We start from the raw sequence: 17,946 nt of genomic DNA, 5'->3' as shown, positions 1-17,946 counted from the left end.
CCGTAGTTTTGCAGTTGCCCTAGTCTGACCTCCCACCCCTTGCCCAGCTAGATGGGCATTTTTTATGTCAAATTTTAAGTATTTATCTTGTTACGTTGTGTTACGCGGTGTATAATGCGAAGCACATGTTCCCGCAGGTGAGAGGCGGTTTCCGCATGTACCTGAAGAAGACGCCGAGCAGGAGCGGCAGGGTGAGCCTGTCCGCCGTGCAGGGCTACCGCGACCCCGAGACCGGGCGCGTGAGGCAGCGCACCGTGGAGACCTTCGGCTACGTCGACGCGCTCGAGGCGGAGTTCGACGACCCGGTCGCGCACTTCGCCGAGGTCGTGGCGGCGATGGACGCCGAGAGGCTGGCGGCGGAGGGGCCGCAGACGATCACCGTCCACCCCCTGCAGAGGGTGGACAAGCGCAGGACCAACCGCATGGCGGCGGGCGACGCCGTGCCGATGGCGTACTACGGCGCCCTCGGGGTAGAGGCCGCCGTCAGGTCCAACATGCGGGGCAGGAGGACGGGCTTCGACGTGAACGCGCTGCTGAGGCTGCTGGTGATGGAGAGGCTGCTGGCGCCGGGCTCCAAGAGGGCGGCGTGGGAGAGCTCGGGCCGCCATTTCTACCGATGCGACCTGTCCGAGTCCGACGTCTACCGCGGGCTCACGGAGATCGCCAGGATGTCGGGCGCCATAGTGTCGAAGGCGAACTCGTCCATCGCCGCCGCGGGCATACGCGACTTGAGCTGCGGCTACTACGACTGCACGAACTACTACTTCGAGAGCGACGGCGACGAGCCGCGCCGCAAGGGCGTCTCCAAGGAGCGCCGCCCCAACCCCATCGTGCAGATGGGGCTCATGCAGGACGCCAACGGCGTGCCGGTGGACTTCCGCATATTCCCCGGCAACGTGCACGACGGCGACACCCTGGTCGACGCGCTGCCCGAGGCCAGGAGGGCGGCGGGCATGGGCCGGGTGGTCACCGTGGCCGACAAGGGCATGAACTGCTCGAAGAACGTAATCGCCACCGTGGCGCGCGGCGACGGCTTCGTGTTCAGCCAGTCCATACGCGGCACCAAGGGCCGCAGGGAGCTTCGCGAGTGGGTCATATCGGACAGGGGCTACTCCCCCAGCGCAATCGGCACCTTCAAGATGAAGTCCCGGCAGGACACCAAGACCATAAGGGTCCCCAGGGAGGACTCCGCCGACGGGCGCGGGCACTCCGTCGAGGTGGACGTGCAGGTCGTGGCCTTCTGGTCGCGAAAGTACGCCGAGCGCGCCCGTCACGAGAGGGAGAGGGTGCTGGAGAAGTCGCGCCAGCTCGTCGCCAACCCGGGGAGGTGCACCCGCGCCACGCACCTGGGCGCCGCCAAGTACGTGCGCAACGTGGGGTTCGACGCCGCCACCGGCGAGGTCGTCGAGTGCGCCAAGGCCCCGGAGCTCGACTACGCCGCCATCGAGGCCGACGCCGCCTGCGACGGCCACTGCTGCATAGTCACCTCGGAGACCGGCTGGGAGCCGGCGAGGGTGGTCGACACCTACCGCGAGCTGTGGAGGATCGAGGAGGCCTTCAAGGTCACGAAGTCGCACCTGGGGGCAAGGCCGGTGTACGTCTGGACGCCGGAGCACATCCAGGCCCACTTCCTCACCTGCTACCTGGCACTGGTCATAGAGCGGCTGATCGAGCACGCGCTGGGCAACCGCTACTCAGCGGGCGCGATACTGGAGGACATGAGGGCGCTGGAGTGCAGCTCGGTCGACGCGGAGTGGTGGCTCTTCGACCACCGCACCGACCTCACGGACGGGCTATTCGCGCTGATCGGCGAAGAGGCCCCCAGGAAGTTCATGCGCACCGGCGACATCAGGGGGCTTTTCAAGAAGGGGCGCGAGGTGCGCTGGAAGGCCCTGTAACACTACAGAAAATATACAAGTGAAAAAGAGGCCGTTTTCCCGGTAAGCACAGGTAAAACGGCCTCTTCAACTGCAAAAGTCAGGATACTCTAACACGGGGCCGACGGCACATCAACTGGAAACCGCCAGAACCTCGAAATTGTTGTCGACATAGGACCCACCTGGCCCACGTCCGGCACTACTACCCCCTGCGGCCCCTGGCCTTTGCGAATGGCACCACCTCAAGGTTCCCGTCCACGAGCTCGCCCAAGAAGACCTGCCGCACCGAGACATACCCCTGTGCCCTGAGCTGCCCCATCACCCAGGCCTCGTCCTTGCCTGCGAGCCGAAGCCCGTCATCCACCAACCAGCCGTCGCTCACCAGGGGCAGCAGCGGCCCCCTGCTCTGCGTACCGCGCGCGCGGACGGTGAGCCTGCCGTCGGTCTCCATGACGGCCGCCTCCACATCTCTTATGCGGGGGATGCCCTCCTCGCGTAGCCTCCGGCTGAGCTGCTCCGCCGCGAGGCCCACCTTCTCGCAGCGCGAGACATCCACCTTCCCGTCGCAGACGAGGAGTTCGGGCTGGAAGGCGACGACGTGTCTGAGCGCCTTGCTGCTCTCGAAGAGAAGCTTCGCCACCACCACGACAAGCGACCATATGAGAAGCACGATCAGGAACTGAAGCACCGAGACCGACGTGTTGTAGATCACGCCACCTATGATGCCGCCCAGCACATAGTTCTGCACCTGGTTGAGCGGGGTGTTGAGCGAGAACTCGTGCTTCCCGAGGATGTTTATCTGAAGAATCATCACGAGCATGCCAAGCGCGAACTTGACGGCCGTCAGCGTGTAGAAGCCCATGTCAGCGCCTCCCGTTCACGTAGACGTTGTGGTCGATGATGTGCGTCCGCTCGAGCGTGTAGGAGTTGTCGTCATCATTGAGGTGGACGAGGTAGTCCTCCTCGTTGAAGCGCACGATGATGCCGTCACGCAGGGATGTCGAATTGACCAGCACCTCGTCTACCGAAACGCCCTGGTCTACGGCAACCCCCTCGATGAAGCTCACCAGTAGCTGGGACTGGGACATCTGGTCGCTCACCTGGAGGTACTGCTCGACCTGAACGCCCACCAGGACCAGTGAGAGGACGAGGGCGCCTATCCCCGCGTCCCTCCAGCGAGTCCGCATCCTGCCACGCAGGTAGAGCACGTTGGAGATGACGCCAGCCAGAAGCAGGACGAGAATCATCACCACGCGAACGGCCGAGTCTGCCGACTGGTGCGATACGATGTAATCGAGGTTATAGAAGTCCATGCGCCACCCCTGTTTCCTGCGATGCCTGCCTACGGTGTAGCCCAGCCTCCCCTGGCCAGCACCCGTCGTAGCCTAGCAGGTTCTTGCAGGTGAGACTTCTGCCGACTGGGCAGGCGCGGGACCACTTCCCGAACTCTCGCCAAACTCCACATAGGGGCGGTACCATCCGCCACCGCCCGGCGCAAAGCGCCAGGCACCCTACTCGGCCGGCACGTCCCACGCCAGGCTCACGGAGCCCACGCCCAGATGGAGCGAGACCACCGGCCCACCGTCGCGCACGGTGACCTCGGCCTTGGGAAGGCGCCGGTGGATGCAGCCGACCACGGCCCGCGTCGCGTCCGAGCTCCCGTAGCCCGTCACAATGAGAGGTCCCGTGCGCGCGCCCTCCGGGACCTGCCTCACGAGCGAGCGGGCAACGGCAACGGTACCGTGTGCCACGTCCACGTCACGAATGCCGCCCTGGTCGAGGATCATGATGAGGTAGCGATCGAGCTTGCCGGCGACCGCCCTCCTCGTGGCGCCGAGCCTGCCAGAGCGGCGCAGCACGTCAAGCCGGGGTACGGTGAACACGATGCCCTGGCGCGCGCGGGCTCCCTCCAGCTGCGAGACGACCTCGGCAAGCGTGGAGCCGCCCACGATGAGGCGGCGTGCGCGGCTGATGAGGAAGTCAAGCCCGCCAGAGGTGGTCCAGGAGTCGATGACGGCAATCCTCCCGGGATCAACACCCTCGGCAACGAGCTGGGTCTTGGCCTCGACGGCGCTCCTGTACGTACCCGAGAGGCGCGAGGACATCGTGATGCACAAGACGTCCGAGCCCCCGTCCAGAAGGCGCCTGAACTCCCCCACGAAGACTGAGGGGAAGACAGCCTCCGTGCCCAAGACCTTCGCGTTCTTGTAGAGGGTATCATAGTCGCCGTTCTCCCCCTCGTAGACCTCGGCGCGCCTTACGCCGTCCACAAGGTAGTGCATCGAGACGAGCGCACAGCCCAGGGCAGCGGCCTCCTTGCGCGTGAGCGGCGCAGTGGAGTCACAGACGATGCCTATGGGCCTGACCTTGCACTCGTTGGCACTCATAGCGTTGGCCTCGCTCATGCATCGAACCTCCCCATCCTCCTGAACCTCTCGTAGCGGCTCTCCACAAGTTCCTTGGCATCCATCTGCACGAGCGGCTCAAGCTCCGTCTGGAGACGCTCGGCGAGCCGGAAGGCGAACTCCGGCGTCCCCAGGCCCTGGGCGTCTATCGAGCCGTCCACGATGCCCAGGCGCTCGAGCGTTGGCGCCGTAATGCCCAAGGCCTCCGCAGCCTCGGGGGCGCGGCGAGCCGTCTTCCACAGTATGGTAGCGCAACCCTCCGGGCTCACCACGGAGTAGACCGCGTCAGAGAGCATGAGCACGCAGTCGGCAGTCGCAAGTGCGATGGCACCGCCGGAGCCACCCTCCCCCATGATGACGCTCACCTCGGGGACGGCAAGGCCGCTCATGGCCACGATGTCGTCGGCGATGGCCGCGCCCTGCCCGCGCTCCTCAGCCTCCATGCCCGGGAATGCCCCGGAGGTGTCGACGAGACATATCACGGGTCGTCCGAACTTCTCGGCCTGGCGCATGAGGCGCAGGGCCTTGCGGTAGCCCTCGGGCTCCGGCGACCCGAAGTTCCTGGCCACGCGCTCTTTCGTGGTGCGGCCACGGTCCGTGCAGATGACGGTCACGGGGCGTCCGCCCAGAAGCGCGATGCCGCCTACAATGGCGGGGTCGTCGCCAAAGGCGTGGTCGCCATGGAGCTCGACGAGGCCGTAGAAGGCCTGCTCGGCCACGGCGGGCACGCTGGCACGATTTGTGTCGCGCACTCGCCGCACAAGGTCATAGGGCGTGACGCCATCCTGGGGCAGAGGCTTCTGCAGGTGCTTGGGCACCGGCCAGCGCGGGGTCTCGGGGAAGGCCGCACTGCAGCGCGGGACCTCGTGAGAGGGATCTCCCCAGGCATCACGGTTGTGAAGGAAGAGCAGGTAGGCAAGGGCTGAAGGGACGTCTTTGCGCTCCACCACCATGTCGAGGAAGCCGTGTGCGAGAAGGAACTCGGCCCGCTGGAAGCCGGCGGGCAGCCGCTTGTGCGTGGTCTGCTCCACCACGCGCGGGCCCGCGAAAGCAACGAGCGCGTCCGGCTCGGCAAGGCAGATGTCGGCCTCCATGGCAAAGCTCGCCGTAACGCCGCCCGTGGTTGGGTCGGTGAGGACGGCCACGTAGAGGAGGCCCCTCTCGCCATGGCGCCTTACCGCTGCAGAGATCTTGGCCATCTGCATGAGCGAGGTCACACCCTCCTGCATGCGGGCGCCGCCGGAGACGGTGAAGCCCGCAACCGGCAGGCCGCGTTCGGCGGCCCGCTCGAAGCAGCGACAGATCTTCTCGCCCACGGCGCTTCCCATGGAACCCATCATGAAGCCGGAGTCCATGACGAAGATGGCGCAGCGCTCGCCGCCAATCGCGCACTCGCCGCATACCACAGCCTCGCGCTCGTGCGACTTTGCGTGCGCCTCATCTATCTTTTCCCGGTAGCCGGGAAACGCAAGGGGGTCATGGGGGGCAAGCTCGGCGTCCCACTCGACGAAGCTGTCGTCGTCCACGGTGATCTTGATGCGCTGGCGCGCAGAGAGGCGCATGTGGTGGCCGCAGCGCGGACACACGTCGAGGTTCTGGGAGAGCAGCTCCGCCTCGACCACGTGGCGGCAGTGGGGGCAACGCACGAGCACCATGCGGGGCGGTACGTCTATGGGGACCTCGGTGACGGGCCCCTCGAGCTCGTTTGCGCTCTTCTCGCGCGGGTTAGTCATAGAGATGCTCCATCAGGCTCGTGTGGTAGTTCCCCGAGAGGAACTCCTCGTTGGAAAGGATGTCAAGCTGGAGGTCCGCGTTGCACTCGACGCCGTCGATCACAAGCTCGCCCAGGGCCGAGCGCATCTTGCGGATGGCCTCCTCGCGCGTGGGGCTGTACACGATGAGCTTGCCCAAGAGCGAGTCGTAGTAGGGGGGCACGACGCAGCCCACGTAGAGCGCGGAGTCGAAGCGCACCCAGGGGCCGTTGGGCACGTGGAGCATCGTGATGCCGCCGCAGGAGGGCAGGAAGTCCGCCGTCTCGGCGTTGATGCGGCACTCGATGGCGTGCCCCGTCACGTCGACGTCCTCCTGGGTGGCGTCCAGGGGGACACCCGCAGCCACGCGGAGCTGCCACTTCACGAGGTCCGCGCCGGTCACGAACTCCGTCACGGGGTGCTCCACCTGCAGGCGGGTGTTCATCTCCATGAACCAGAAGCTGCCGTCATCCTCCAGGAGGAACTCGATGGTGCCCAGGCCCTCGTAGCCCACCAAGCGGGCGAGGTCGCGGGCGCACTTCTCCATGCGCAGGCGCACGTCGTCTGTGAGCGCGGGGCAGGGGCTCGGGCTCTCCTCGAGGAGCTTCTGGTTCCTGCGCTGAACGGAGCACTCGCGCTCGCCCAGGGAGAGCACGTGGCCGTACTTGTCGGCAATAACCTGCACCTCGACGTGGTGGGAGGGCGAGACGAACCTCTCCATGTAGCACATACCGTCGCCGAAGGCAGCCTTTGCCTCTGCGCTTGCGGTCTCGAAGGCGGCTCGCGCCTCCTCGGGGCGCTCGACCTTGCGGATGCCGCGCCCGCCGCCACCCGCGCGCGCCTTCACCAGCACGGGGCAGCCAATGCGGCACGCCTCCTTCTCGGCCTGCTCAGCAGACTCCAGAAGGTCGCAGCCGGGGACCACCGGAACGCCCGCGGCCCGCGCGGTGCGGCGCGCCTCGTCCTTGTCGCCCATGAGCTGCATGACCTCAGGGCTGGGACCCACGAAGACAAGGCCGTGCTCGCAGCAGGCTCGCGCGAACTCGACGTTTTCCGAGAGAAACCCATAGCCGGGGTGTATGGCGGACGCCCCAGAGGCCAGAGCAACCGTGAGGATGGCCTCGGTGTTGAGGTAGGACTCGCTCGCGCGGGGGCCGCCTATGCAGTAGGCCTCGTCAGCGAGCGTGGCGTGCAGCGCCTCGCTGTCGGCCGTGGAGTAGACGGCCACGGTCCTGACGCCCATCTCCTTGCATGCGCGGATGACGCGGACCGCGACCTCTCCCCTGTTTGCGATGAGGACCTTCTGGAACATGGCCTACACGTCTTTCTCTGGCACCAGCGCGAACGACATGTCCGCGATGCAGCAGATGGTCTGCCCCACGCGAGCCTCGCCATGGGCGAAGTGGAACATGCCGTGCGAGCGCGTGACCGTGCAGTCGAGCTCCACGGTGTCGCCAGGGCACACGGGGTGCTTGAAGCGCACCTTGTCGAGGCTCGTGTAATAGGGCGTGGCACCCTGGGTAGAGCCGTCTTGGGCGAGAAGGACGCAGCAGTTCTGGGCAAGCATCTCGCAGAGGATGACGCCAGGGACAACGGGGTTTCCGGGGAAGTGCCCCCGGACGAAGAACTCGTCGCCCGTGACATGGGTGTGGCCAATGGCATGGCCACCCACGAGCTCGCAGTCGTCGACGAGGAGCATGGGCGGGCGGTGCGGCAGGATGGCCTCGATATCTTCTCGGTTCATGAGCCCCCCTAGTAGACCTTCATGAGCACGCAGCCAAACTCGACGAGCTCGCCGTCGCTCACGCAGATGTCCACGACCTCGCCATCGGCCTCGGACGTGACCTCGTTCATGGCCTTCATGGCCTCGATGACGCAGAGCGTGTCACCCTTCTTGACCTTTGAGCCCACGTGCACGAAGGGCTCGGCACCGGGCGCGGGCGCAGCATAGAAGACGCCGACCATGGGTGCCTTCACCGCGATGACCCTGGTCATGTCAAGGGGCCTCTCGGCAGGGCCTGTGGCTTCGGAGGCCTCCACCGGTGCCTCCGGAGGCTTGGCGTCTGGCGCGGATGGGACCTCCTCCGGACGGGAGGGCGCGGGAGCCGCAGGGGCCACGGGGGCTGCGAGCGGTGCTGCCACCGGGAAGGCTTCGGGGCGCTCCATCTCGATGGAGTCGCCACCCTCCTCGACCCTCACGCGGGCAAGCCCGCGCTCCTGCATGACCTTGGCCAGTGCATCTATGCGGCTGCTTGTGGTGTCCATGGCTACTCCCCCTCGAAGCGACGAAGCACAATCACAGCGTTGTGGCCGCCGAAGCCGAGGGACGTCGACATGGCCCAAGCCCCGTCGAAGGGCACGGAGTGACCAGGCGTGTAGTCGAGGTCGCAGTCCACATCCGGAGTCGCAAGGCCAATCGTGGGCGGCACGACGGAGTCGCGCAGGGCGCAGGCGCAGGCCATAGCCTCGACGGCGCCGGTGGCGCCCAGCATGTGGCCGGTCATGGACTTGGTGGACGAGATGTGCGCGGCATGAGCGGTGGCATCGCCCAACGCCTGCTTCAGGCCCTGGGTCTCGGTCTTGTCGTTGAGCTTGGTAGACGTGCCATGGGCGTTCACATAGAGACCCTGAGCGGCGTCGAGCCCGGACTCCTCCACGGCCCGCCTGATGGCACGCGTGATGCCTGCGGCCGTTGGATCCGGGCTCGTGATGTGGTAGGCGTCAGCAGTGTTGCCGTAGCCCCTAACCTCGGCCACGATGCTCGCGCCGCGGGCAAGGGCATGACCAAGCTCCTCCAGGACGAGGACGCAGGCACCCTCGCCCATGACAAAGCCGTCGCGGTTGGCATCGAAGGGACGGCAGGCGCAGGCGGGATCGGGGTTGGTGGTGAGGGCGCGGCAGTTGGTGAAGCCGGCAATGGAGACGGGCACGATAGCCGCCTCGGTACCTCCAGCGAGGATGGCGTCTGCATAGCCGTGACGGATGGCACGATAGGCCTCGCCTATGGCGTTGGTGCTTGTGGCACAGGCGGTGACAATGGGAAGCGTGGGACCAAGGGCATGGTGGCGAATGGAGATCTGCCCTGTGGCCATGTTCGCAATCATCATGGGCACGAAGAAGGGCGAGACCTTGCGAGCCCCGCCTGCGTCGAGACGGCCCACCTGTGCCTCGGCGGTGCCAATCCCCCCCACGCCCGAGCCCACGTAGACGCCCAAGCGCTCCGGATCGATGGCGCCCTCGGCGTCAAGGCCAGAAGACGCCATGGCCTCGTCGGAGGCCACGAGGGCAAACTGGACGTTGCGGTCGTTGTGCAGCGCCTCGGACTTGCCCAAGGCCTGGGCGGCGTCGAAGCCCTTGACCTCAGCGGCTACGCTCACGCGGAAGCCCGTGGTGTCGAAGGCCGAGATCTTGCCGATGCCGCTTTTGCCGTGGACGAGCGCATCCCAGCTCTGGGGTGCGGTGTTCCCCACGGGGGTGATGGCCCCCATGCCCGTGATGACAACTCTGCGATTCATCTAATCCCCTCTCGTGGCGTGGCTGCCGGGCACCTACATGCAGAGCCCGCCGTCTACTTGGATGACCTCGCCCGTAACGTAGCCCGCGGCGTCGGAGACGAGAAACGCCACCACGCTGGCGACCTCCTCGGTCGTCCCGAGCCTGCCCAGGGGGATGCGCGCGGCATAGCTGTCACGCGCCTCCTGGGAGAGCCCTCTCGTCATGTCGGTCTCTATGAAGCCGGGGGCGACGGCGTTCGCGGTGACGCCGCGGCCGGCGAGCTCCTGGGCCACGGACTTGGTGAGGCCCACGACGCCGGCCTTGGAGGCGGCATAGTTGACCTGGCCGGCATTGCCGTGGAGTCCCACGACGGAGCTCACGTTCACAATGCGTCCGCCCCTCTGGCGCACGAAGTTCCTTGCCAGGGCGCGCACCATGTTGAACGTGCCCTTGAGGTTGACGTCGATTACGCGGTCGAAGTCCTCGTCGCGCATGCGGGCGAAGAGGCCGTCGCGGGTGATGCCGGCGTCGTTCACGAGGGCCCAGACGGGACCAAAGTCATCAGTCACCTGCCCAACCGTGGCCTTCACGGCCTCGGCATCAGATACGTCGCAGCAGTAGCAGGCGGCGCGGGCGCCGAGCCCCTCGAGCGCGGCCACGCACTCCTCGGCCGCCCCCCGGTTGCCGGCATAGACGATGGCGACGTCGAAGCCGTCTCTGGCGAGCCTCTCGGCGCAGGCCCGTCCGATGCCGCGCGACCCCCCGGTGACGATGGCCACGCGCCTCGCAGCGTTTTCCCCTGCCATGGCTACTCCTCTCCCCCAAGCGCCCGCACGGCCTCTTCGAGCTGGCTGGGGCTCTCGACGTTATAGGTGGTGACGCCCTCGAGCGTGCGACCCACGAGCCCCGTGAGCGTATGGCCCGGCCCCACCTCCACGAAGGTGTCGATGCCTGCCGCGCGCATCCCGCGAAGCTCGTCCACCCAACGCACCGGATGGGAGACCTGCTCGGCCAAGGTGTGGGAGACCTCCTCGGCAGTAGTGCCGTAGGGCGCGCCCGTGAGGTTTGCCCAGCAGGTGATCGCGGGCGCGCTGGGCGGCACCCTCTGGAGGAAGCCCTCCAGACCCGTGGACGCATCTGCCATGTAGGGGCTGTGGAAGGCACCGGAGACGGCAACCTTCATAGAGCGTCCTCGGGCGTCACGTACGAGGACGTCAAGGGCCTCGCAGGCGACGGGCGAGCCGGCGACCACGGTCTGGAGCGGGCTGTTGTAGTTCACGGGCCACGCCTCGCCGGCCTTGGCCGCAAGCTCCTCGACCTTTGCAGGCTCGAGCTTGAGGACGGCGCGCATGGCCCCGGGGTGCTCCTCGCAGCAGGCGGTCATGAGGCGTGCCCGCTCGCAGACGAGGCGCGTGGCCGCGGCGACGTCGAACGCGCCCGCGAAGGCGAGGGCCGCGACCTCGCCGAGCGAGTGGCCCGCCACGGTCGCCGGCACGATGCCGCGCTCGCGCAGCGCGCAGGCGCAGGCGAGGTCGACGGCAAAGACGCAGGGCTGCGTGTTCTCGGTGAGGGAGAGCTCCTCCCCGGTGCCCGTGAAGCACTGCTCGCGCGTGCCGGGGAGGACCGCCTCCACGGCGTCGAGGATGGCGCGGGCGGCGGGACTGGCCTCGTAGAGCGCCTGCCCCATGCCGGGTCTCTGGGAGCCTTGGCCGGCGAAGAGGAAGGCGACGTTTGGGCGCGCGGGCGCGCCGGCGGTGTCTACGCGATCCATCTCGTGGCCTCCCCCAGGCACCTCTCGGCACCGCCCATGAGGTCATCGACGATCTCCCGGGCCGTCTGCTCCTCGTGGACCATCGCGGCGACCTCGCCGGCCATGAAGGAGCCCTCCTCGTAGTTGCCGTCCTTGGCGGCCTTGCGAAGCGACCCCGCGCCGAACCTGCCCAGCTCCTCTGGGGTCGCGCCAGCGCGCTCGCGGCGGGCGAACTCCTGCGAGAAGGGCGTCTTGAGGCAGCGCACCGCGCCGTTCAGGGTGCGCCCCGTCACGATGGTCGAGAGGTCCTTGGCCTTGATGATGCGGTCCTTGTACTCCTGGCTCACGGTGCACTCGCGGGCGACGAGGAAGCGCGTCCCCACCTGGACGCCCTGCGCGCCCAGCATGAGGGCGGCAGCGACCTGGCGGCCGTCAGCGATGCCGCCGGCGGCGAGGACCGGAACCGTGACGGCGTCCACGACCTGCGGCACGAGGACCATCGTCGAGAGGTCGCCGATGTGGCCCCCGGACTCCCCTCCCTCGGCGACGAGTGCATCGGCCCCGGCACGCTCAAGCAGGCGGGCGAGCGCGACGGACGAGACCACAGGGATGACCTTGACGCCCGCGGCCTTCCAGTCCGCCATGTACCTGCTGGGGTTGCCCGCTCCCGTGACCACGACGGGCACGCGCTCCTCGGCCACGACCTTCGCGACGTCCGCCGCGAAGGGGCTCTGGAGCATCACGTTGACGCCGAAGGGCCTCTCCGTGCGTCCGCGGCACTCACGGATCTGGTCCCGGACCCAGTCGGGACCGGCGTTCATGGCCGAGATGATGCCGAGGCCGCCTGCCTCGGAGACGGCGGCGGCGAGGCTTGCGTCTGCGATCCACGCCATGCCGCCCTGGAAGATGGGCCTCTCGATGCCCACCAGGTCGCAGAGGGGTGTCTTGATCATGTGAGGTTGATCCTTAGTCTTGGCTCCGGCTGCTCCCGGCTCTCCTGCGTTTCTCCCGCGCTTGCGCCCGCGCTACTTGGCGAGCAGTCCGTCGACGAGGTCGACGAACTCGCCCACGGTCTTGGGGTTGGCCTCGGGGTCGATTTCGATGCCGAACTCGTCCTCGCAGGCCATGACCGCCTCGACGGTGGCCATGGAGTCGAGGCCGACGCTCGCGAGATTGGTGTCACGGGCAAGCTCGACGTCATCGAGGCCCTCCTGGTCCTTGAGGATGGCGACGACGCGATCGAAGGTGGACTCTGCCATGGTTCTTCTCCTTCTTCTGGCACCGGGACTGCCGGCGCGGACGAGGGCGCCTGGTGGCGCCCGGAATACCTTGGGCCGCCGCGGGATGCGGCGCGGGACTGGCGAGGGGAGCTAGCTTGGGCTGGCCTCCCAGCGCACGAGGGTCGAGGCGACGTCGAGGCCGGCGCCAAAGCCCACGAGGGCCACGAGCTCGCCGGGGGCCAGCTCGCCCCTGCGGCTCATGCCGTCGAGCGCGAGCGGGATGCAGGCGCTCGAGACGTTGCCGGTGGTGGCCATGTTCACGGCCACGCGAGAGCGGTCGAGTCCGAGGCGCGCGCAGACCGCGTCGATGATGCGCTCGTTGGCCTGGTGGAGCACAAAGTGATCGATGCCCGAGAGGGCGACGCCCGTCTCGCCCGCCATGTCGCGCAGCTCGCGCGAGACCTCGGTGACGGCGAAGCGATAGACGCTCCTGCCCCTCATCGAGAGCGCGCTGGGCCCGGCGGCGTCGTGCGTGCGGTCGAAGGGGCTCGTCCCCACGATGCCCGAAACGTCCAGCGCGGCGACGTTGGGGATGGTGCGCAGGCGCGTCCAGAGCGGGCTTGCACCACCCGACTCCACGACGACTGCCGCGGCGGCGTCCCCGAAGAGCACGCAGGTCGAGCGGTCGGTCCAGTCCATGATGCGCGAGCACTTCTCGGCGGAGAGCACGAGCGCGCGCCTGGCGCGGCCGCGGGCGAGGTACCCGTCGGCGACGTCGAGCGCGAAGACGAACCCGGAGCACGCGGCGGAGACGTCGAACGCGGGGCAGCTGGCCCCCAAGCGCTCGGCGACCGCGCATGCCTCGGCGGGCATGAGATGGTCGCCCGTGGTGGTGGAGCAGACGATGAGGTCGAGGTCGGCGGCATCGATCCCTGCGGAGGCGAGCGCGCGGAGCGAGGCCTGCTCGGCGAGGTCGTCGAGCGACTCAGTGGTGCATATGCGGCGCTCGCGGATGCCTGTGCGCACGCGGATCCACTCGTCGCTCGTGTCGAGGAACTGCGAGAGCTCGTCGTTGGTGACCACGCACTCGGGCAGGGCCGACCCGGTCCCGATGATGGTGTAGGGCACTAGCGCTCGCCACCCCTCTTTGCGAAGACGTCGTTCAGGTAGTCGAGCTGCGCCCGCTGCGCCTCGGCGTAGAAGTGCTCCAGTCGCCTGATGCCATCGAGGAGCACCTCACGCTCCGAGATGGTGAGACCGCCCGAGACCTCCTGTGCCATGCGGCAGTTGAAAACGGCATGAAGGCGGTAGACCTTCTCGCCGCGGCGCGTGAGAGCCACGTTGACGCGGCGGGCGTCCGAGGAGTCGCGGTGTCTCTCGACATAGCCCTTGCGCACGAGCCTGCTCACCGAAGAGGTCGCGGAAGGCACCTTGATGTCGAGGGCCCGCGCGATGTCAGACATGCCGATTGTCTCGTCCCTGTGGAGGGTTCTCCTCCCCACGACTTCGATGAGGTTGAGCTCGCTCACCGAGAGGTCGATGCCGTGCGAGCGACGAGTGAGCTCCTCCAAGCGGTCGATTGAGTCGTAGGTGTTGCTCAGGAGGCGCGAGATCTCTGACACGAAGGCGACGCTGTCGCTCACGTCGACGCCAGAGACGCTCGAACCGCCGGCCTCGAGGCTGGGGCCCAGGTCTTGCGCATGTCTCTCGTACGACTTAGACACAAGCCTCCCCCCGCAGTGTCGTGGCGAGCCGCCCTGTCAGGCCCGCCCTGTCAGGCAACGCAGAACCTGTCATTAGTTAGGCTAACTAACTAATGACAGTGTAGCGAAGTCACCGGCAATTGTCACGACAAGCGCACACTCAGAGAATCTGCACGTTCCCCTCCCTACGCCCCCGGAACCGCCGGCCTTAGGGAGCAGAGCTCGCTGGAGAGTACGGTGACATGGCCGTCCCCGCCAATCACGTGCGCCTTGCCGAAGGCATCAACAGAGACGAGCGTGCCCTGGCAGATGGGGGTGCCATCTGCGGACACGGCCAGGACGGAACGGCCCCGCGCGGCCAGGTGGGAGAGGTAGTCAGGCAGAAGGGGGGACAGCGGCCCCGCGCATGAGGGCTCCTGACCAAGGGCGCACGCCCAGGCGTCCACGCGCGAGACCATAGCGTCTCGGAATACGGTGGCTGTGGCGCACAGGCCATCCCGCAGCCTGTGGCGGGCTGCCTCCGGCAGCAGGTCCTCAAGGTAGGCGGGTGGCAGGGGCGCCGCCATTCCGTCGCGGACCGCAGGAGGGCATATGGCCCCACGATCGCCCCGGACGAGATTCACCCCTATGCCGCAGACGGCGAAGGCACCCTCCGGGCCCTCCCCCACCTCCACGAGAATACCGGCGAGTTTAGCGCCAAAGGGGTTCTCGGCCCCCACAGGGACTACGAGGTCGTTTGGCCATTTGAGCGCGACGCCCGAGGCGCCCAGGCTCAAGCAGGCGTCGAATGCCCCCAAAGCCGTCGCCACCGAGATGGCCGCGAGCGCCTCCCTGGGGACCTGTGGCCGCACGAGCACGGAGAGGTACAGCCCACCTGCAGGGGAGACCCATACGTGTCCGCGACGGCCTCGCCCCAGAGTCTGGCGGCGTGCGACCACGGTGGAGCCGTGCGGCGCGCCCGCACGGCCAAGGTGCATGGCGTCATCGTTTGTCGACTCGGTCACTTCGACCACACGGATGCCCGGAAGGCCGTTCATCATCGCACCGAGAAGCGCCAAGGTCCTCTCCCCCATCCCCAGCCTTACCTGCGCCAAGTCGATGAAGAGGATACGCCTTGTCCCCAAGCAAGGCCCCCGAGGCCGCAAGCAAGACGCGCGACGCACACAAACGACCGTGCCCATGACGCGGGCAACGGGATAATCGCTCCCAAGCTTGTCCGGGAGCGCCGTGAGCGCGGCGGGATTGGACATGCTGGAGTGCCCCGGTATGCGGGAGCCCTCTGCCACATGAATATAGATGTACACGTTTTGAGGTTCGGAGGGTCGGCGACGACGGCCTGCGCGGGCAGGGGGACGGCAAGGCGTTTCCCTCCTCGGTCAACGGTAACCTCTGTGACCACATATACTGTGGACGCTAGCGACGTGAGGCCACGCGAAGGGGAAACGGAGGAGCCCATGACCATGATGCTCGTGATATCGCCCGCGAAGCGGATGGATGTGGTCGAAGGACCGCCTGTCGCCGCAACGAGTCCCGAGTTCCTCACAGACGCACAGCATCTCGCATGCGAACTCCGCTCCCTTGGCTATGAGGGAGCCCGTGCCGTTTGGAGCTGCAGCGATGCCCTCGCACGGCCCAACTGGGAGCGACTCTCCACGCTGCCCGAGGACATGGCGAGAGACCCGCGTCTGCTCTCCAGTGCCGTCCTCACGTACGTGGGCATCCAGTATCAGCACCTGGCCCCGCAGGTCATGACCGAACGCGAGCTCACCTGGCTCTCCTCTCACCTGCGCATACTCTCAGGGATGTACGGGACTCTCCGCCCACTTGACGGCGTCGTGCCCTACAGGCTCGAGATGCAGGCAAGGCTTGCCGTGGGCGGGCATCGCGACCTCTACGGTTTTTGGGGAGAGAGACTTCTCGATGCCCTTGTCCGCTCCGGTGCCACGCCCCTGGTAAACGTTGCCTCGCAGGAGTACGCCAAGGCCGTGGTCCCCTGGGCAAGAAAGGCCGGCATGCCGATTGTCACCTGCGTCTTTGGGGAACTTCGCACATCGGACGGAAAGTTTGTCCAACGTGCAACCGAGGCGAAGGCCGCTCGAGGTGCCTTCGTGCGCTGGTGCGCCGAGCGGGGCGTTGAGAGTGTCGATCTGCTTGCGGAGTTTGCAGAGCGCGGGTATCGCCTGAGTCGAAGTCGCTCAACCGAGGAGAGGCTCACGTTTGTGCGCGTGAAGGCGTAGCGCCAGCACAAGCAGATGCACGAGGAACACGAGAAGACCCAGGTAGCACAATCTACCCGGGTCTTCGCTGTTGGCGCCTACTCCCCCATGTAGTCTTTGAGCCTACCGGAACGACTGGGATGGCGCAGCTTGGCAAGCGTCTTGGACTCAATCTGGCGGATGCGCTCGCGCGTCACACCAAACTCGCGGCCGACCTCCTCAAGCGTGCGGGGATGCCCGTCCTCAAGGCCAAAGCGGAACTTGATAACCTTGCGCTCACGGTCGGCAAGCCCGTCAAGCACCTGGTCGAGCTGCTCGCGGAGCATGGAGTCGCTCGCGGCCTCGGGCGGCGCCACGGCAGAGGAATCCTCGATGAAGTCACCCAGCTGGGAGTCCTCCTCCTCGCCAATGGGCGTCTCGAGCGAGACGGGCTCCTGGCTGATCTTCTGGATCTCGCGCACGCGATCGGGAGTCATGCCCATCTCGGCACCAATCTCCTCGGGCGTGGGGTCGCGGCCAAGGTCCTGCAAGAGCTGACGCTGCACGCGGATGAGCTTGTTGATCGTCTCGACCATATGGACCGGAATACGAATGGTGCGGGCCTGGTCGGCGATGGCGCGGGTGATGGCCTGACGAATCCACCACGTGGCATACGTGGAGAACTTGAAGCCCTTCGTGTAGTCGAACTTCTCGACCGCGCGAATCAGGCCAAGGTTGCCCTCCTGGATAAGGTCGAGGAAAAGCATGCCACGGCCTACATAGCGCTTGGCGATGGAGACCACGAGGCGCAGGTTTGCAGAGATGAGCTGCTGCTTTGCGTCAAGGCCCACCTGCTCGATGCGCATGAGGCGGCGCTGCTCGGCGCGGGCAAGCTCAATCTCACCGTTCTCGGCGGCCTCGAGCCTCTTGGAGGCCTCGGTACCGGCCTCGATCTTCATGGCCAGATGGACCTCCTCGTCGGCGGTGAGCAGGTCTACCTTGCCAATCTCCTTGAGGTACATGCGCACTGGGTCGCCCGTGAGCATGACGGTTGAGGTGTCCTGTCGACGCGCACGCGCACGGCTCGAGCGCTTGGGCTTGGAGACCTTGGCCTTGGGCACTGAGCGGAGGGCCTCCTTTATCTCCTTGGCCTCGTCGGCAGCCTCGGACTCCTCGTCATCCTCGCTGTCAAGCGAGTCCTCATCGTCGGAGAAGCTGTCATCCGAGCCAAAGTCATCGTCATCGTCGTCACCAGTGTCAATGGAGCCGAGACCGTAGGCGGGGTTAGCCACCTCGCCTGACGCGGTGATCTCGACGCCCCTGGAGCGCAGCGAGTCATAGAGGTCGGAGAGCTCGTCCCCATCAACGTCGACGTCGCGGATGGCAACCTGGATGTCATCCTCGGACACGCTCCCGCCCGACTTGGCAGAGGCGCTCACCAGCCCATCGACCACGCGTCCCAGCTCGTCGGAGAGCTTGATGTCGTCCTTCGTCTTCTTTGCAGCAGCCAAGTTATTCCCTTCGACGCAATAGCCTTCAAGATGCTACCC

General features: G+C 66.8%; 18 protein-coding genes. 2 read left to right on the top strand and 16 right to left on the bottom strand.

What is annotated here, in order from left to right:
• Positions 1-155 precede the first annotated feature (155 nt).
• Positions 156-1,898 carry an IS1634 family transposase gene (locus tag E0E00_RS07925; protein ID WP_130811996.1) on the top strand — a complete coding sequence of 581 codons (1,743 nt, stop codon included), beginning with the start codon at positions 156-158 and terminating at the stop codon, positions 1,896-1,898.
• 181 nt (positions 1,899-2,079) lie between these two features.
• Here E0E00_RS07925 and E0E00_RS07920 read toward each other — a convergent pair whose 3' ends face one another.
• The 15 genes from E0E00_RS07920 to E0E00_RS07850 form a co-directional block, all read right to left on the bottom strand.
• Positions 2,080-2,739, bottom strand: coding sequence for a DUF421 domain-containing protein (locus tag E0E00_RS07920; protein WP_130811995.1), 660 nt, complete (start codon positions 2,737-2,739; stop codon positions 2,080-2,082).
• 1 nt (position 2,740) lies between these two features.
• The gene (locus E0E00_RS07915) at positions 2,741-3,190 is read right to left on the bottom strand and encodes a DUF3290 domain-containing protein (protein WP_130811994.1); all 450 of its coding nucleotides are present in this window, start codon (positions 3,188-3,190) and stop codon (positions 2,741-2,743) included.
• 198 nt (positions 3,191-3,388) lie between these two features.
• Positions 3,389-4,282, bottom strand: a complete 894-nt coding sequence (locus E0E00_RS07910) for a DegV family protein (RefSeq protein ID WP_130811993.1) — start codon at positions 4,280-4,282, stop codon at positions 3,389-3,391.
• The gene (gene accD, locus E0E00_RS07905; RefSeq protein ID WP_130811992.1) at positions 4,279-6,015 is read right to left on the bottom strand and encodes an acetyl-CoA carboxylase, carboxyltransferase subunit beta; all 1,737 of its coding nucleotides are present in this window, start codon (positions 6,013-6,015) and stop codon (positions 4,279-4,281) included. The genes E0E00_RS07910 and accD overlap by 4 nt, the downstream gene beginning before the upstream one ends.
• Positions 6,008-7,345 (bottom strand): acetyl/propionyl/methylcrotonyl-CoA carboxylase subunit alpha, encoded by a 1,338-nt coding sequence (locus E0E00_RS07900; RefSeq protein WP_130811991.1) that lies wholly within the window; start codon positions 7,343-7,345, stop codon positions 6,008-6,010. The genes accD and E0E00_RS07900 overlap by 8 nt, the downstream gene beginning before the upstream one ends.
• A gap of 3 nt (positions 7,346-7,348) precedes the next feature.
• Entirely contained in the window at positions 7,349-7,777 is a 429-nt protein-coding gene (gene fabZ / locus E0E00_RS07895; RefSeq protein ID WP_130811990.1) for a 3-hydroxyacyl-ACP dehydratase FabZ, read from the bottom strand.
• 8 nt (positions 7,778-7,785) lie between these two features.
• Complete coding sequence (accB, locus tag E0E00_RS07890; protein WP_130811989.1) at positions 7,786-8,298, bottom strand: acetyl-CoA carboxylase biotin carboxyl carrier protein; 513 nt, start codon at positions 8,296-8,298, stop codon at positions 7,786-7,788.
• A gap of 2 nt (positions 8,299-8,300) precedes the next feature.
• Positions 8,301-9,548 carry a beta-ketoacyl-ACP synthase II gene (gene fabF, locus E0E00_RS07885; protein ID WP_130811988.1) on the bottom strand — a complete coding sequence of 416 codons (1,248 nt, stop codon included), beginning with the start codon at positions 9,546-9,548 and terminating at the stop codon, positions 8,301-8,303.
• 33 nt (positions 9,549-9,581) lie between these two features.
• Positions 9,582-10,334 (bottom strand): 3-oxoacyl-[acyl-carrier-protein] reductase, encoded by a 753-nt coding sequence (fabG, locus tag E0E00_RS07880; RefSeq protein WP_130811987.1) that lies wholly within the window; start codon positions 10,332-10,334, stop codon positions 9,582-9,584.
• Positions 10,335-10,336: 2 nt separating this feature from the next.
• A complete protein-coding gene (locus E0E00_RS07875) occupies positions 10,337-11,299 on the bottom strand; it encodes an ACP S-malonyltransferase (protein WP_130811986.1) in 963 nt (320 codons plus the stop codon).
• Complete coding sequence (locus tag E0E00_RS07870) at positions 11,287-12,231, bottom strand: nitronate monooxygenase (RefSeq protein WP_130811985.1); 945 nt, start codon at positions 12,229-12,231, stop codon at positions 11,287-11,289. The genes E0E00_RS07875 and E0E00_RS07870 overlap by 13 nt, the downstream gene beginning before the upstream one ends.
• Before the next feature lie 72 nt (positions 12,232-12,303).
• Positions 12,304-12,537 carry a phosphopantetheine-binding protein gene (locus E0E00_RS07865; protein ID WP_130811984.1) on the bottom strand — a complete coding sequence of 78 codons (234 nt, stop codon included), beginning with the start codon at positions 12,535-12,537 and terminating at the stop codon, positions 12,304-12,306.
• 111 nt (positions 12,538-12,648) lie between these two features.
• Positions 12,649-13,626: a beta-ketoacyl-ACP synthase III gene (locus E0E00_RS07860; RefSeq protein ID WP_130811983.1), complete on the bottom strand. Its 978-nt coding sequence runs from the start codon at positions 13,624-13,626 to the stop codon at positions 12,649-12,651.
• A complete protein-coding gene (locus tag E0E00_RS07855) occupies positions 13,626-14,222 on the bottom strand; it encodes a MarR family winged helix-turn-helix transcriptional regulator (protein WP_130811982.1) in 597 nt (198 codons plus the stop codon). The genes E0E00_RS07860 and E0E00_RS07855 overlap by 1 nt, the downstream gene beginning before the upstream one ends.
• Before the next feature lie 164 nt (positions 14,223-14,386).
• Positions 14,387-15,325 carry a biotin--[acetyl-CoA-carboxylase] ligase gene (locus E0E00_RS07850; RefSeq protein WP_165443618.1) on the bottom strand — a complete coding sequence of 313 codons (939 nt, stop codon included), beginning with the start codon at positions 15,323-15,325 and terminating at the stop codon, positions 14,387-14,389.
• Between the two features lie 330 nt (positions 15,326-15,655).
• Here E0E00_RS07850 and E0E00_RS07845 point away from each other — a divergent pair, with 330 nt between their 5' ends.
• Entirely contained in the window at positions 15,656-16,438 is a 783-nt protein-coding gene (locus E0E00_RS07845; protein WP_242622189.1) for a YaaA family protein, read from the top strand.
• A 77-nt stretch (positions 16,439-16,515) separates the two neighbouring features.
• On the opposite strand, the gene rpoD is transcribed toward E0E00_RS07845, so the two are convergent.
• A complete protein-coding gene (rpoD, locus tag E0E00_RS07840; protein ID WP_130811980.1) occupies positions 16,516-17,907 on the bottom strand; it encodes an RNA polymerase sigma factor RpoD in 1,392 nt (463 codons plus the stop codon).
• Between the last annotated feature and the right edge of the window lie 39 nt (positions 17,908-17,946).

It is taken from the genome of Olsenella sp. Marseille-P4559, from assembly GCF_900605015.1.
Taxonomy (GTDB): domain Bacteria; phylum Actinomycetota; class Coriobacteriia; order Coriobacteriales; family Atopobiaceae; genus Tractidigestivibacter.
The sequence above is the reverse complement of the archived record's forward strand: the minus strand, read 5'-3'. Positions and strand labels throughout refer to the sequence as shown.